Origin of the sequence: Sphaerotilus sp., from assembly GCF_013299175.1 — a bacterium.
Taxonomy (GTDB): Bacteria; Pseudomonadota; Gammaproteobacteria; order Burkholderiales; family Burkholderiaceae_C; genus Sphaerotilus.
This window is the reverse complement of sequence record NZ_JAAFKF010000042.1, coordinates 1-15,279: the sequence shown is the minus strand read 5'-3', so window position 1 is coordinate 15,279 and position 15,279 is coordinate 1. Positions and strand designations below refer to the sequence as shown.

Annotated in this window: 16 protein-coding genes; 14 read left to right on the top strand and 2 right to left on the bottom strand. The window is 69.1% G+C overall.

Features of this window, described 5'->3' with window-relative positions; translation table 11 throughout:
• The first annotated feature begins 4 nt into the window (after positions 1-4).
• The 3 genes from QZW52_RS09305 to QZW52_RS09295 are packed head-to-tail and all read left to right on the top strand — an operon-like array spanning position 5 to position 1,340.
• Positions 5-403: a response regulator gene (locus QZW52_RS09305; RefSeq protein WP_293997750.1), complete on the top strand. Its 399-nt coding sequence runs from the start codon at positions 5-7 to the stop codon at positions 401-403.
• Between the two features lie 15 nt (positions 404-418).
• Positions 419-1,036, top strand: a complete 618-nt coding sequence (locus QZW52_RS09300; protein WP_293997749.1) for a protein phosphatase CheZ — start codon at positions 419-421, stop codon at positions 1,034-1,036.
• Between the two features lie 49 nt (positions 1,037-1,085).
• Positions 1,086-1,340 carry an acyl-CoA-binding protein gene (locus QZW52_RS09295; RefSeq protein ID WP_293997747.1) on the top strand — a complete coding sequence of 85 codons (255 nt, stop codon included), beginning with the start codon at positions 1,086-1,088 and terminating at the stop codon, positions 1,338-1,340.
• On the opposite strand, the gene QZW52_RS09290 is transcribed toward QZW52_RS09295, so the two are convergent.
• Both QZW52_RS09290 and QZW52_RS09285 read right to left on the bottom strand, forming a co-directional pair.
• On the bottom strand, positions 1,329-2,408 hold the full coding sequence (locus QZW52_RS09290; protein ID WP_363226435.1) for an aminopeptidase: 1,080 nt from the start codon (positions 2,406-2,408) through the stop codon (positions 1,329-1,331). The genes QZW52_RS09295 and QZW52_RS09290 overlap by 12 nt on opposite strands.
• A gap of 17 nt (positions 2,409-2,425) precedes the next feature.
• Positions 2,426-4,495 (bottom strand): molybdopterin-containing oxidoreductase family protein, encoded by a 2,070-nt coding sequence (locus tag QZW52_RS09285; protein ID WP_293997743.1) that lies wholly within the window; start codon positions 4,493-4,495, stop codon positions 2,426-2,428.
• 115 nt (positions 4,496-4,610) lie between these two features.
• On the opposite strand from QZW52_RS09285, the gene QZW52_RS09280 reads away from it, so the two are divergent.
• From QZW52_RS09280 to QZW52_RS09230, 11 genes are all read left to right on the top strand, one after another.
• Positions 4,611-5,582: a Bug family tripartite tricarboxylate transporter substrate binding protein gene (locus QZW52_RS09280; RefSeq protein ID WP_293997741.1), complete on the top strand. Its 972-nt coding sequence runs from the start codon at positions 4,611-4,613 to the stop codon at positions 5,580-5,582.
• 32 nt (positions 5,583-5,614) lie between these two features.
• Positions 5,615-6,733, top strand: a complete 1,119-nt coding sequence (locus QZW52_RS09275) for an NADH:flavin oxidoreductase/NADH oxidase (protein ID WP_293997739.1) — start codon at positions 5,615-5,617, stop codon at positions 6,731-6,733.
• A 52-nt stretch (positions 6,734-6,785) separates the two neighbouring features.
• Positions 6,786-7,136, top strand: coding sequence for a cupin domain-containing protein (locus tag QZW52_RS09270; protein WP_293997737.1), 351 nt, complete (start codon positions 6,786-6,788; stop codon positions 7,134-7,136).
• A gap of 56 nt (positions 7,137-7,192) precedes the next feature.
• A complete protein-coding gene (locus QZW52_RS09265) occupies positions 7,193-7,966 on the top strand; it encodes a PAS domain-containing transcriptional regulator (protein ID WP_293997735.1) in 774 nt (257 codons plus the stop codon).
• Between the two features lie 189 nt (positions 7,967-8,155).
• Positions 8,156-9,022, top strand: a complete 867-nt coding sequence (locus QZW52_RS09260) for an FAD binding domain-containing protein (protein WP_293997733.1) — start codon at positions 8,156-8,158, stop codon at positions 9,020-9,022.
• 32 nt (positions 9,023-9,054) lie between these two features.
• Entirely contained in the window at positions 9,055-9,546 is a 492-nt protein-coding gene (locus QZW52_RS09255) for a (2Fe-2S)-binding protein (protein ID WP_293997731.1), read from the top strand.
• Positions 9,543-11,957, top strand: a complete 2,415-nt coding sequence (locus QZW52_RS09250) for an aerobic carbon-monoxide dehydrogenase large subunit (protein ID WP_293997729.1) — start codon at positions 9,543-9,545, stop codon at positions 11,955-11,957. Before QZW52_RS09255 ends, QZW52_RS09250 begins: the two co-directional genes overlap by 4 nt.
• On the top strand, positions 11,958-12,644 hold the full coding sequence (locus QZW52_RS09245) for an SRPBCC family protein (protein WP_293997728.1): 687 nt from the start codon (positions 11,958-11,960) through the stop codon (positions 12,642-12,644). It begins immediately after the preceding gene.
• Positions 12,641-13,567: an AAA family ATPase gene (locus QZW52_RS09240; RefSeq protein WP_293997727.1), complete on the top strand. Its 927-nt coding sequence runs from the start codon at positions 12,641-12,643 to the stop codon at positions 13,565-13,567. Before QZW52_RS09245 ends, QZW52_RS09240 begins: the two co-directional genes overlap by 4 nt.
• Positions 13,564-14,763, top strand: coding sequence for a VWA domain-containing protein (locus tag QZW52_RS09235; RefSeq protein WP_293997702.1), 1,200 nt, complete (start codon positions 13,564-13,566; stop codon positions 14,761-14,763). Before QZW52_RS09240 ends, QZW52_RS09235 begins: the two co-directional genes overlap by 4 nt.
• Before the next feature lie 10 nt (positions 14,764-14,773).
• The coding region (locus QZW52_RS09230; protein ID WP_293997699.1) for an XdhC family protein at positions 14,774-15,279 on the top strand (506 nt) is incomplete at its 3' end.

Genomic DNA, 15,279 nt, shown 5'->3' with positions numbered 1-15,279 from the left:
CCCCATGCCAGCCTGCCCCGATCTCCGCTTCCTCGTCGTCGATGACTTTTCCACCATGCGGCGCATCGTGCGCGGGCTGCTCAAGGACATGGGGTGCCAGCACATCGAAGAAGCCGAGGATGGCGTCACGGCGCTGCAGAGCCTGCGCAACGGCCGCATCGACTTCGTCGTCAGCGACATCAACATGCCCAACATGGACGGGTTCGAGCTGCTCAGCCAGATCAAGCTGGACCCGGCGCTCTGCCACATTCCCGTGCTGATGGTGACGGCCGAGGCCCGCAAGGAAGACATCGTCCGAGCCGCGCAGACGGGGGCCGCCGGCTACATCGTCAAGCCCTTCACCAAAGCGACGCTGGAAGACAAGATCGGCAAGATCGTCCAGAGAATGCCCGTGGTGGCCTGAGCCGAAGCTGTCACCATGGCCACCACAGATTTACCGGACGCCTCTCCGCACGAAATCCTCCGCCAGATCGGCGCGATGACCCGCAAGCTCCACGACACCATCGCCGAACTCGGTCTGATGCCGGGGCTGCAGGCCGCCACGCAGGCCCTGCCGGACGCCCGCAGCCGCCTGCACTACATCGCCCGCAAGACCTCGGATTCGGCCAACCGGGTGCTGAATTCGGTGGACGACGCCAAAGGCGAACACCAGCGCCTCAGCGCCGACACGCTGCGGCTGGTCGAGGTGCTGTCGAGCGGGGCAGCGCACGACAGCGCGACACGCGGCCACTTGCAGGATCTGGCGCAGCAGGTGCAAACCTCGACCAGCCGCATCGACGAACACCTGACCAACATCATGATGGCCCAGGACTTCCACGATCTCACGGGCCAGATCATCACCAAGGTGGTGGTGCTGACCGACGAACTCGAAGGCGGTCTCGTCAAGCTGCTGCTGCAGATTGCCCCGGAACACCCCTTGGTTGCACCTGTGGACAGCCACACCTGGGCCGGTCCCGTGGCTGATTCGATGACCCGCACCGACGTGGTCAGGAACCAGAACGAGGTCGATGAGCTGCTGGCCCGCATGGGATTCTGAGCCGGGCCACTACACTGCGGCGCTTCGCCACTGCCGCTGACCCCAGGCCATGTCCGATCTCCAAGCCGCCTTTGCCACCGCCGTCGCCGACTCGAAGCAACTGCCCGAGCGCCCCGACAACATGACCCTGCTGAAGATCTATGCCCTCTTCAAGCAAGCCTCCGAGGGAGACGCCAGCGGCGAGCGCCCCGGTTTCACCGATTTCGTGGCCCGCGCCAAGTTCGACGCCTGGGCGGCGCTGGTCGGCACCGATGCCGACACGGCCCGCCAGGACTACATCGACCTCATCGAGTCACTGAAGTGACGGTGCGTGGAGCGCCGTGTCGCGCTCCCGCTTGGGCAGCGCGGCCAGCCGGCGCACTTCGGCGTGAAAGCGCGGCCAGTCCCGCCCCACCCGCTCGAACAGCCGCTCGAACGCTGGCACCTGCGCGTTGTAGGCCGCCAGCACGCCCAACCGCGCGTTGTTGACCCCCTCGAACCAGGCATCGAACGCCCGGTCGCCACCCCAGGACGCATCCCGCCAGCGGGCGTACTCGCTGCGCAGTTCAGCCAGCAGCCGCGCCTTCTCGCGGCGTTTGTCGCCGTCGCTGGCCGAGCTGCGGTAGAGCGCGTCCAGCCGCTCGCGGGCGCCCATCGTCAGCGTGCGGAATTCATTGCGGCGCCGGTCGAGCGATTCGGTGGCGCCGAGCTGGTCGCTGCGGCCGGCGGATTGCAGCCACTGCCGGCTGCCGAGGCGCTCCACCGCCGTGGCGTAGGACTCGTTGAAGGTTGTGTCGCCGTCCGCGTAGGCGACCTGGTGCGACAGCTCGTGGAAGATCAGCCGCGCCAGATCGACCTCCGCGCCGCGCAGGAAGGTGTTGAGCAGCGGGTCGGCGAACACGCTGCCCGGCAGCTTGCCCAGCGTCGAATACGCCGGCACGCCGTAGACGTTGACCTCCCAGCCCTGCGCCCGCAGCGCGGCGGCGAGCGTCTCGGCCTCGGCCTTGTCGAAGTAGCCGCGGTAGCCGACACAGCCCAGCACCGGGAAGCACCATGTCTTCAGCTTCAGCGACAGCTCGGGCGCGGCCACCACGTTCCACACCGCCGCCGGTCGGCCCAGATCGGCGTAGCGGCGGTAGCTCGCGTTGTCCGGCAGCGCGAGTTGCTGGCTGGCGTAGTCGCGCAGCGTGCGGCTGAGTTCGAGGCGCTCGCGCACGTCGGCGTTGGTCGCCGGATCGGCCAGCACCTCGTCCACCGGCCGCGCCGCCCCCAGCATCCGCAGGTGCCCCGCCACCGACTGCCACAGGTAGCCCGGCCGCCACGCCGAATCGACATCATCGGCCGCCGTCGTCGCGCAACCCGACAGCGCCGCCGCCAGCAGCAACGCCAACACCGATGCCCGAACCGCCCTCACCCCGCAGCCTCCACCTCGACCAGCACGTCGTAGAAACACGGCGCCGCGCCGATGTCAGTGAGCCGCTGGTGCGTGACCTCGTTGACGTTGGTGCCGTGTGACCCGAGCTTGCGCCACCAGATGCCCAGGCCGTTGACGACGCCGGGCCGTGCGCGGGTGCTGACGCGGGCGGTGCAGTGGTAGCTGCCGCGGTCGTTGAAGACACGCACGGGCGTGTGGTCGGCCAGTCCGCGGGCGGCGGCGTCGTCGGGGTGGACCTCGACGATCGGCTCGGACTCGATGTCGCGCAGGCTCTTCACGTTCACGAACGTCGAGTTGAGGAAGTTGCGGGCAGGCGGGGAGATCATCGCCAGCGGATACCGCGCCGCCAGCGCAGGCGCCGAAGCGGCCGATTCGTAGGGCGGCACATGGTCCGGCAAACCCAGCCCCGGCACGTCGATCTGCACCCGCCCGTCCCGTGTCGGGAAACCGCCCTCGGCGAACGGCGCGTCCGCGATCGGCAGGCTCATCCAGCCCGGCGAGGCTTTCAGCGCCGCGTAGGTCACGGCGCCGCGCAGGGTCTGTTCGGCCATCGCCTCGTCGCTGTCGCGGAAACACGGCTCGTCGAAGCCCATCGCCGCCGCCAGCCGCCGGAAGATCTCCGTGTTCGGCAGCGACTGGCCGAGCGGTTGAACCGCCGGTTCGTTGAGCAGCACGTCGGTGTGGCCGTAGCTGGTGTGGAGGTCGAGGTGTTCGAGCTGCGTCGTCGCGGGCAGCACGTAGTCGGCGTGGTCGGCGGTGTCGGTCAGGAAGTGTTCGAGCACGACGGTGAACAGGTCGTCGCGGCAGAAGCCTTGCACCACCTTGGCCGACTCGGGGGCGACGGCGACCGGGTTGCTGTTGTAGACGAGGAGCGCCTCGACCTTCGGGCCGAACGCGGGCGAGGCGTCGCGCAGCAGGTCGTCGCCGAGGGTGCTCATGTTGACGGTGCGCGGCGTGCGGCCGGCGAGCAGGTCGGGGCGTTGGCGGGCGGCGTCGTCGCGGATGGCGCCGAACCAGCCCGAACTCGACAGCAGCAAGCCGCCCGCCCGGTGCCGCCACGCGCCCGTCAGACACGGCAGCAGCGCGATCAGCCGCACCGCGTTGCCGCCGCCACGCACGCGCTGCATGCCGTAGTTCAGCCGGATCGCGGCGGGCTGCGTCGTGCCCAGGTCGCGTGCAAGGTCGCGGATCTGCTCGACCGGCAGGCCGCAGACCTCGGCGGCGCGCTCCGGCGGCCACTGCAAGGCACGTTCACGCAGCGCGGGCCAGCCCTCGGCCTGCACATGCGCGTCGATGTACGCCTGGTCGAGCCAGCCATTCACGACCAGCTCGTGCATCAGCGCCAGCGCCAGCGCCCCGTCCGTGCCGGGCCGCAGTGCCAAGTGTGCGTGGCACTTGTCGGCGGTTTCGGTGCGGCGCGGGTCGATGCAGACGAGCTTGGCGCCCGCCCGCTTGGCCTGCTGCGCGAAGGTCCAGAAGTGCAGGTTCGACGCGATCGAGTGGCTGCCCCAGATGACGATCAGCCGGCTCTCGGCGAAGTGGCGGACGTGCATCCCGACCTTGCCGCCGTAGGTCGCCGCCAGTGCGTCACCACCAGCCGAGGAACAGATCGTGCGGTTCAGCCGCGAGGCGCCGAGGCGGTGGAAGAACCGCGCCGCCATGCTCTCGCCTTGCAGCAGGCCCATCGTGCCGGCGTAGCTGTACGGAAGGATCGCCTCGGGATCGCGGGCTGCGATCGGCTTCAGGCGCGAGGCGATGTCGGCCAGCGCCTCGTCCCAGGTCACGGGGACAAACTGCCCGGCGCCCTTCGGCCCGACGCGCTTCAGCGGGGTCAGCACGCGCTCGGGGTGGTAGGTCCGCTCGGCGTAGCGCGAGACCTTGGTGCAGAGCGCGCCGTGGGTCGTCACATGCTCGGCGCGGCCCTGGATGCGCACGACGCGCTCGGTGACGGGGTCCACGCTGACCTGCATCGCGCAGGTGTCGGGGCAGTCGTGGGGGCAGGCGGCGCGGACGGTGCGCAGGGGTGGGGTGGCAAGGGCGTTCATGGCGGAATGATGGCAGAACACCCCGAAGCCAGCCTCGCCCCGCGGCCGTCCGAACCATTCGTTCCAGATACCATGTTCCGCGCCCCCGCGCCCCATGATCCCAGGAGACAACAACATGCCGATCCACCGCCTCGCCCTGCTGGCGCTGCACGCCACGCTGGCCTTCGCCGCCGCCCCTCTCGCCGCGCAGACCTACCCGACCAAACCCGTCACGCTGATCGTGCCGAACCCGCCCGGCGGCGTGGTCGATGCGTCGGCGCGGCTGGTGAGCGAGCCACTGAGCCGCCTGCTCGGCCAGACGGTCGTGGTGGACAACAAGGGGGGCGCCAGCGGCAACATCGCCTACCAGCAGGTGGCGCGCTCGGCCAAGGACGGCTACACGCTGCTGATCTCGTACTCGGCCTACCACGTCGGCAACCCGGCCATGTTCGCCAAGCTGCCCTGGGAGCAGAAGGACTTCGTGCCGGTCGCCCTGATCGCCGCCGCCACCAACGTCATCACCGCCCACCCGTCGATCCCGGCGAACACGCTCAAGGAGTTCATCGCCTACGCGCAGAAGGAACCCGGCAAGATCAACTTCGCCTCGCAGGGCAATGGCTCGCTGTCGCACGTCGGCACCGTGCTGTTCGAGCAGGCGACGCAAACCGACATGGTGCATGTCCCCTACAAGGGGTCCGGCCCGGCGATGCAGGACGTGCTGGCTGGGCAGGTGCAGGTGTTCATCACCACGCCGCCTTCGGTGATGGGCCATGTGCAGGCGGGGAAACTGAAAGCCTTCGCCGTGACGAGCAAGGCACGCCACCCGATGCTGCCCAGCGTGCCGACCACCACCGAAGCGGGTCTGCCAGGGTTCGAGCTGGAAGCCTGGGTCGGCCTGTTCGCCCCAGCCGGCACGCCCGCAGCGGTAGTCGCCCAGCTCTCGGAACAGGTGAAGAAGGCGCTGGAGCTGCCGGAGACGCGCCAGCGCGCCGCCACCCTCGGCATCGAACCCCGCTACCTCGGCCCCGACGCCCTCGCCAGCCTGGTGCAGCGCGACACCGAGTACTGGGGCAAGGTCATCAAGGGCCGCAACATCACCGCCGACTGACCCCTTCGATTGACGCCTTCGACTGACATCCCATGACCACGAGCACGCTGTTCACCCCCTTCGACCTCGGGCCGCTGCGCCTGCCCAACCGCATCGTCATCGCGCCGATGTGCCAATACTCGGCCGAGGACGGCTGCGCCACCGACTGGCACCTGATGCACCTCGGCCAGCTCGCGCTCTCGGGCGCCGGGCTGCTGACGATCGAGGCCACCGCCGTTTCGCCCGAGGGGCGCATCACGGCGGGCGACCTCGGGCTGTGGTCCGACGAGACCGAGGCGGCGCTCGGCCGGGTGCTGCGCAGCGTGCGGCGGCATTCGGCGATGCCGGTGGCGATCCAGCTCGCGCACGCCGGGCGCAAGGCGTCGAGCCATGTGCCGTGGCGTGGCGGTCAGTTGGTGCCGATCGCCGAAGGGGGCTGGCAGCCGGTCGCGCCCTCCGCCGTGCCGCACGCCGCCGGGGAAACGCCGCCCGACGCGCTCGATGCCGCCGGCCTGCAACGGGTGATCGACGCCTTCGTGGACTCGGCTCGGCGCACGCACCGCCTCGGCATCGACGCGATCGAGCTGCACGCCGCGCATGGCTACTTGCTGCACCAGTTCCTCTCGCCCCTGGCCAACCAGCGCACGGACGACTTCGGCGGTGCGCTGGAGAACCGGATGCGCTTCCCGCTGGCGGTGTTCGACGCGGTGCGGGCGGCGCTGCCGGCAGGGGTGCCGGTCGGTGTGCGGCTGTCGGCGACCGACTGGGTGGCCGGTGGCTGGGACGCGGACCAGAGCGTCGTGTTCGGTCAGGCGCTGCGCGCGCGGGGCTGCAGCTTTCTGCATGTTTCCAGCGGCGGTGTCTCACCCGCGCAGAAGATCCCCGTCGGCCCCGGCTACCAAGTCCATTTGGCCGAGCGGCTGCGCGCCGAGGTGGGGTTGCCGACCACCGCGGTCGGCCTCATCACCGAGCCGGAGCAGGCCGAAGCCATCCTCGCCTCCGGTCAGGCGGATCTGGTGGCGCTGGCCCGCGGCGTCCTGTACGACCCGCACTGGCCCTGGCACGCAGCGGCCAAGCTGGGTGGAGAGGTCACGGCGCCGCCGCAATACTGGCGCTCGCAGCCGCGTGGGTTGTCCACGCTGTTCGGTCACACGGTCACGGGTCAACGCTGAGCGGACCTGACTGTCGTTCACGTCCAATCAACCACCCTGAGGAGAATTCGCGATGACTGCATCACCTTCCCCTGTCGAACCCTTCGGCCACTTCGATACCTTCGAGTCCTTTTCCACCCAGGCGCAGGCCCGCGGCTTCGACGCCACGCTGGTGCGCGAGTGGGCGCCCGGCACCGACACCGGCCTGCACACGCACCCGTTCGCGGTGCAAGTCCAGGTGGCGCGGGGCGAGTTCTCGCTGGAGGTGGGCGAGACGACGCGGCATCTGCGGGCGGGGGACACGTTCGCGCTGGACGCCGAGGTGCCGCATGCCGAGCGGTATGGGGCGCAGGGGGCGACGTTCTGGGTGGCGCGCCGGCACCCTTCTCCCGCCTCGTTGCCGAATCAACAGGCAGCGTCGTGACATCCTGCGAGCATCGACTGGATAGTCGGTAACCTGTCTGAAGTCTGGAGAACTGCATGGATGCCAGGGCGCCGGCCTCTGCCACACCGCTGTACCTGCTGGAGCGGTTCGACGTGGGCATCGTGCAACTCGACGCCCAGCGGGTCGTGGTGGGCATGAACGACTACGCGCGCCGCGTGCTGCCGGTGGACGAGACGTTGCCGTTCGACCGCATGGTGCTGTCGTTCCACCCCGAACGCTCGCAGCCCAAGGTGGATTTCATGCTCAGCCAAGCCGCGCAGTGTCCGGTGGCCAATTCGCCGCCGATGACCATGATCATCAACATCCCCGAGCGGGTGCTGCTGATCAAGGTCTCGGCCATGTCGGGCGGCGGCGGCCGACCCACCGGCTACACCCTGGTGTTCTACGACATCACCGATACCGTCAGCACCGACGACGGCATGGCCAGCCGGGGCGACCAGCGCCGCCGTTTGCTGAAGATCCCCACCGTGTCGGGCCAGAAGATCTTGCTGGTGGACACCGACGACGTGCTGTGCATCCAGTCCGACGGACACTACACCCGCGTCTGCACGGCCACCGGCAGTCAGTTCTGCAACCTCGGCATTTCCGACATCGAAACCCGGCTGGACCCCGCGCACTTCATGCGCGTACACCGCAGCCACATCGTCAACCTGCGGGCGGTCAACCAGTTGCTGCGCGAGGACGGCCGGTTGGTGCTGCAGGTGGAAGGCAGCAGCCTCCCCATTCCCGTCTCGCGCACCAGCCATGCGGCCCTGATGCAACGTCTGGGCGTGCCCTCCGGCGCCACTGCCTCGCCGCGTCAGGGTTAATCCTTCCCTATCGCTTTCCCGGGCTTGCGTTTTGGCGAGTGGGCCTGCGTTGCGTTTCGTGATCGCAGGCTGCATTTCGTGCAGTTCAGATGCAGTCTGGTGCGCCAAGACCGCAATACCCTGCGCGTCTGATGGCTGCTGCAGCGGCTTCCACAATGGTTTGACAGCAAAACCAGACTGGAGACGCCGATGATCCCACCCGCCTTTGACTACCATGCGCCGCGATCCGTCGCCGAAGCGATCGGCCTGCTGGGCAGCCTGGGCAGCGATGCCAAGTTATTGGCCGGTGGCCACAGCCTGCTGCCCATGATGAAGCTGCGCTTTGCCCAGCCAGCGCACCTGATCGACCTGAACCGCATCGACGCCCTGCGTGGCATCCGCGACGAGGGCGCCACCATCGTCATCGGCGCCATGACCACCGAAAGCGAGCTGGTCAACTCCCCGCTACTGCAAGCCCGCGTGCCGCTGTTGCCCGAGGCGGCGCAGTTCATTGCCGACCCGCAGGTGCGCAACCGGGGCACCATCGGCGGCGACCTCGCCCACGGAGACCCGGGCAACGACCACCCCGCCATCGCCATCGCGCTCGACGCCACGCTGGTGCTCGAAGGCCCGAGCGGCCAGCGCAGCGTGAAGGCCGACGACTTTTTCCTCGGCACCTACATGACCGCGCTGGCGGAGGACGAAATCCTGGTGGCCATCCATGTGCCGGCCTTCGCACCGAAGACCGGCTACGCCTACGAGAAGCTCAAGCGCAAGACAGGGGACTGGGCCACCGCGGCGGCGGCCGTGGTGCTGCGGCTGGACGGCGGCGGCGTCGTCAGCCAGGTGCGCATCGCGCTGACCAACGTGGCGCCCACCGCGCTGCGGGCAGCAGGGGCCGAATCGGCACTGCAGGGCAAGCCCTTGTCCGCGGCCAGCATCGACGACGCGGTTGCCCAGGCCATGGCCATCTGCGACCCGGCGGATGACTTGCGCGGCGACCGTGCCTACAAGACCGCGATGGCCGGCCAGATGCTGCGCCGCGCCATCGCCAAGGCCGCTGCGCGCTGCGCCTGAACCCCGAACACGACGAGCACAAGGACACCCCCATGGGCAAGAAACTCATCACCGTCCAGGTCAACGGCCGCAACGTGGAAAAGGCGGTCGAGCCGCGCACGCTGCTGATCCACTTCCTGCGCGAAGACTGCCAGCTCACCGGCGCGCACATCGGCTGCGAAACCAGCCACTGCGGGGCCTGCACGGTGGACATCGACGGTCAATCCGTCAAGAGCTGCACGCACCTCGCAGTGCAGTGCGAAGGCGCGGACGTCCGCACCGTGGAGGGCCTCGCCGAGGCCGGGGTGCTGCACGCCGTGCAGGAAGGCTTCTACAAGGAGCACGGCCTGCAATGCGGCTTCTGCACGCCGGGCATGCTGATGCGCGCCTACCGCTTCCTGCAGGAGAACCCCAACCCCAGCGAAGACGAGATCCGGTTCGGCATGAGCGGCAACCTGTGCCGCTGCACCGGCTACCAGAACATCATCAAGGCCGTGCAGTACGCCGCCGCCAAGCTGCAACAAACCCAGAAGGTGCCCGCATGAACGCCCCCATCGAACCGACACTGCTGGAGCGCAGCGCCGCGCTGCAAGGCATGGGCGAGTCGCGCCTGCGCAAGGAAGATGCCCGCTTCATCCAGGGCAAGGGGAACTATGTCGATGACATCAAGATGCCCGGCATGCTGCACATGGACATCGTGCGCAGTCCCTTTGCACACGCCCGCATCAAGTCGATCGACAAGAGCGAGGCGCTGAAGGTGCCCGGCGTGATTGCCGTGCTGACCGCCGACGACCTGAAGCCGCTGAAGCTGCACTGGATGCCCACGCTGGCGGGCGACGTGGCGGCGGTGCTGGCCGACGAGAAGGTGCATTTCCAGATGCAGGAGGTCGCCGTCGTCATCGCCGAAGACCGCTATGCCGCGGCCGACGGTGTCGAGGCGGTGGTGGTCGAGTACGAAGAGCTGCCGGTCGTGATGGACCCGTATGCCGCGCTGGCCCCCGACGCCCCCGTGCTGCGCGAAGACCTCGCCGGCAAGACCAGCGGCGCACACGGCCCGCGCGAACACCACAACCACATCTTCACCTGGGACGCGGGCGACAAGGACGCCACCGCCGCCGCCTTCGCCGCCGCGCCGGTGGTGGTGTCGCAGCACATGCACTACCCGCGCGTCCACCCTTGCCCGCTGGAGACCTGCGGCTGCGTGGCCAGCTTCGACCCGATCCGCGGCGAACTCACCACCTTCCTCACCAGCCAGGCGCCGCATGTGGTGCGCACCGTGGTGTCGCTGTTGTCCGGCATTCCCGAATCCAAGGTGCGCATCGTCTCGCCCGACATCGGCGGCGGCTTCGGCAACAAGGTCGGCATCTACCCGGGCTACGTCTGCGCCATCGTCTCGTCCATCGTGCTGGGCAAGCCGGTGAAGTGGATCGAGGACCGCATCGAGAACATCTCCAGCACCGCCTTTGCGCGGGACTACCACATGGACGGCGAAATCGCCGCCACGGCCGACGGCAAGATCACCGCGCTGCGCGTCAACGTCGTGGCCGACCACGGCGCCTTCGACGCCTGCGCCGACCCCACCAAGTTCCCCGCCGGCCTGTTCCACATCTGCTCCGGCAGCTACGACATCCCGGCCGCGCATTGCAGCGTCAAGGGCGTGTACACCAACAAGGCGCCGGGTGGTGTCGCCTACCGCTGCTCGTTCCGCGTCACCGAGGCGGTGTACCTGGTGGAGCGCATGGTGGACGTGCTGGCGCAGAAGCTGGGCATGGACAAGGCCGAGATCCGCGCCAAGAACTTCATCCGCAAGGAGCAGTTCCCGTACACCAGCGCCTTCGGCTTCGAGTACGACTCGGGCGATTACCACACCGCCCTGAAAAAGGTGCTGGACGCGGTGGACTACCCGGCCCTGCGCGTCGAACAGGCCGCGCGCCGCGCCGACCCGAACGCCACGCACCTGATGGGCATCGGGCTGGTGTCCTTCACCGAGGTGGTCGGCGCCGGTCCCAGCAAGATGTGCGACATCCTGGGCGTGGGCATGTTCGACAGTTGCGAGATCCGCATCCACCCCACCGGCTCGGCCATCGCCCGCATGGGCACCATCACCCAGGGCCAGGGCCACCAGACCACCTACGCGCAGATCATCGCCACCGAGCTGGGCATCCCCAGCGAGGTGATCCAGGTCGAGGAGGGCGACACCTCGACGGCGCCCTACGGCCTGGGCACCTACGGCAGCCGCTCCACGCCGGTGGCCGGTGCCGCCATCGCGCTGGCCGCCCGCAAGATCCACGCAAAGGCCCGCAAGATCGCCGCGCACTTGCTGGAAGTGGGCGAAGGCGATCTCGATTGGGAGATCGACCGCTTCAACGTCAAGGGCGACCCCGGCCGCCACAAGACCATGAAGGACATCAGTTGGGCCGCCTACAACAACGTGCCGGCCGGCATGGAGATGGGCCTGGAGGCCGTGCATTACTACGATCCGCCCAACTTCACCTTCCCGTTCGGCATCTACCTCTGCGTGGTGGACATCGACCGCGGCACGGGTGAGACCCAGGTGCGGCGTTTCTATGCGCTCGACGATTGCGGCACCCGCATCAACCCGATGATCATCGACGGCCAGATCCACGGGGGCCTGACCGAAGGCTTTGCCGTGGCCATGGGCCAGCAGATGCCCTTCGATGCGCAGGGCAACTTGCTGGGCAACACGCTGATGGACTACTTCCTGCCCACCGCCGTGGAAACGCCGAAGTGGGAGACCGACTTCACCGTCACGCCCAGCCCGCACCACCCGATCGGTGCCAAGGGCGTCGCCGAATCGCCGCACGTCGGCTCCATCCCCACCTTCACCTCGGCGGTGGTGGACGCCTTCGCCCACCTGGGCGTGACCGACATGACCATGCCGCACAGCAGCTACCGCGTCTGGCAGCAACTGGTCAAGAGTGGAGTGGCCCGCTGAATGGACGTCACCCTCGACAAACGCTACCCGCTCGCCGTCACGGTCGAGCAAGCCTGGACCGTGCTGGCCGACATCCGTGCGGTGGCCGGTTGCATGCCCGGCGCCGCCATCACCGAGCAGCTCGACGCGACCCACTACAAGGGCACCGTGAAGACCAAGATCGGGCCGGCGTCGATGCAGTTCGGTGGCGACATCGAAGTGCTGGCGATGGACGCGGCCGCACGGTCGATGCAGATGGTGGGCAAAGGCGCCGACAAGAGCGGTTCGTCGGCGTCCATGGACCTGACCGCCCACCTGGAGGTCGGCGAGACGCCCGGAACTTCCGTGCTGGTCGGTCAGGCCAAGGTCATCGTCAATGGCAAGCTGGCCCAGTTCGGCAGTCGCCTGCTGGTGCCGGTGTCCGACGCCATGCTGACCCAGTTCGCCAACAACTTCCGCGTGGCAGCCGCGGCGGTGCCCGTGGTGTCGAGCCCCCCGCCCGATGCCGAGCCGGAGCCAGCAGTAACAGTAACGACTGCGGTTGCGGCAACGACCTCGGAAACGGCCATCGCTGCGCCTGCGCCTGCGCCTACGCCCGTGGCCGTGGCCGTGGCTGAGGCCCCGCCACCCAACGAACTCAATGCGCTGGGCCTGATGTGGGTGGTCTTCAAGGGGTGGATCGCCGGCTTGTTCGGCCGCCGCTCATGAAGCCCGCGGAGCGGACCGAGCAGGCCCTGCGCGAGCAACTGCAAGGCGCGGGTTACCTGGCCGACGAGGCGCTGGCCACCACGCTGTGGCTGGCCGGCGAGTTGCAGCGCCCGCTGCTGGTGGAAGGCGATGCCGGCGTGGGCAAGACCGCGCTGGCCACCGCGCTGGCCACCGCCCAGGGCCGCGTGCTGGTGCGCCTGCAATGCCACGAGGGCATCGACCTGTCGCAGGCTGCCTACGAGTGGAACTACGGTCGGCAGCTTCTGGCGATCCGGCTGCACGAGGGATCGGGCCAGACCGGCCGCGAAGCCGATCTGTTCAGCCGCGACTACCTGCTGGAACGGCCGCTGCTGCAGGCCATCTCCAGCCCCCAGCCGTGCGTGCTGCTGATCGACGAGATCGACCGCGCCGACGAAGCCTTCGAGGCGTTCCTGCTGGAGGTGCTGGCGGACTACCAGATCACCGTGCCCGAACTGGGCACGCTGCGGGCACGCCATGTGCCGCAGGTGGTGCTGACCAGCAATGGCACGCGCGAACTGAGCGACGCGCTGCGTCGGCGTTGCCTGTACCACTACCTGGACTACCCCAGCCTGGCCCGCGAAGTGGCCATCGTCCGCCAGACGCTGCCGGACGCCGAAGCCGCGCTGGTGGATCAGGCCGTGGCCTTTGTGCAGCGCCTGCGCGCTGACGACCTGGCCAAGGTGCCCGGCGTGGCCGAGACCCTGGACTGGGTGCGTGCGCTGCACCGGTTGAAGTTCCGCGCCCTGCCCGACGACCCCATCGGTCTGATGGCCACGCTGGGCTGCCTGCTCAAGACCCGCGAGGACCGCTTCCAGCTCGGCCCCGAGCGTGTGCGCCAACTGATCGAAGGTCGGCGCAGCGTGGGGGTCGCGGAGCGCGTGAAGCCGCTGGCCAGCCCATGACCCCGCTCGCCGAGGCCCACCCCGCCAGCGTCAACGCCACCGCCGAGCCGCTGCTGGCCGTGGCCGGCTTTGCCGCGCTGCTGCGTGACCACGGCCTGGACGTGGGCGTGGCCCAGCAGCAGGCCATGGTGCAGGCGGTGCTGGCCTTGCCGCTGGCGCGTGAAACCACGGTGTCGGCGGCCTGGCGTGCCATCGCCTGTCACGATGTCCGCAGTTGGCGGCGCTGGCCCGAGTTGTTCGAACGCTACTGGCATGCCGACCGCGTGAAGGGCACCGTGCGTGTCAGCGGCCAGACCCGCCCCAGCCGCGACCTTCGCCAGGTGGTGCAGCAACTGCAGGACGCGCTGGCGGGCGACACCGCGCCGCCACGCCCTGGCACGCAGGCGCTCGACACCGCCGTGAACGACCGGTCCACGCCCCGTGCGGACGATGAAGGCGTGTCCCGCGCCAAGGGGGGCGCCAGCCGCACCGAAGCCCTCCATGACCGCAGCCTCGCTGAGTGGCTGCCGCAAGACCTGGCGCAACTGAACCGCCTGGCCGACCGCATCGCGGCACGGCTGCGCCGCCGCCTGACCCGGCGCTGGCAGACCAGCGGCCACGGCCGCCGGCTCGACCTGCGCCGCACGCTGCGCGCCAGCCTGCGCACGGGGGGCGTGCCGGTGGCGCCGGTGTGGCGACAACAGCGCCGCGAGCAACCCAAGCTGTTCTTGCTGGTGGACGTGAGCCGCTCGATGGAAACGCACGCCCAGCTCTTCCTGCGCATCGCCCGCGCCTTCGTGGGGGCGGCACAGGCCCGGGTCTTCATCTTTCACACCCGACTGGCCGAGATCACGCCGCTGTTGCGATCCGACTCCACGTCGGTGCAAGAGAAGATCAACGCCGTCACCGCGGGCTTTGGCGGCGGCACCCGCATCGCCACCAGCGTGGCGGACTTTGTCGGCGTGCATGCCCGTGCGCAACTGGGCCGCAGTGCCCGGGTGTGGCTGCTGTCCGACGGCTTTGATGCCGATGCACCGACCGAACTGGCCTTGCAACTGGCGCGTGTGCGTGCCCACGGTGCCCGGATCACCTGGTTCCATCCCAGCGAGGCCCCGCCAGCCTCGCAAGCCCTGCAGGCCTGCTCGGGCCTGATCGAACGCTTTGTTCGCCTCAACAGCCTGCGCGATCTGGCGCAGGCCGCCACGGTTCTCCAATGAAAGGCTCACCATGAGCAGCCACGCGATGGACGTTCTGGGCACTGCCCAGCGCCTGCACCAGCAAGACCGCCCCTATGCCCTGGTCACCGTGCTGCGGGTGCAGCCACCCGCCTCGGCGCGACCGGGCGACAAGGCGGTGGTCACCGCCGACGGCATTGCCGAAGGCTGGATCGGCGGTGGCTGCGCGCAACCGGCCGTGCTGCGCACCGTGCGTCAGGCCCTGGCCGACGGCCGCGCACGCATGATCCGCATCGCCCCGGCCGAAGAAGGCGCGGTGCGCGAACTGGACGACGTGCTGGAATTCGGCATGGCCTGCCACTCCGGCGGCACGCTGGAGCTGTTCATCGACCCCATGCTGCCGCGTACCCGCCTGATCGTCATCGGGGACTCGCCCGTGGCGGTCGCACTGGCCGGGCTGGCCCCCCGCGTGGGCCTGCAGGTCACCGTGGTGGCGCACGCGGCCGAGGCGGCGCGCTTTCCCGATGCCGCCGAGGTGATCGCCAGCGACGACGCCGA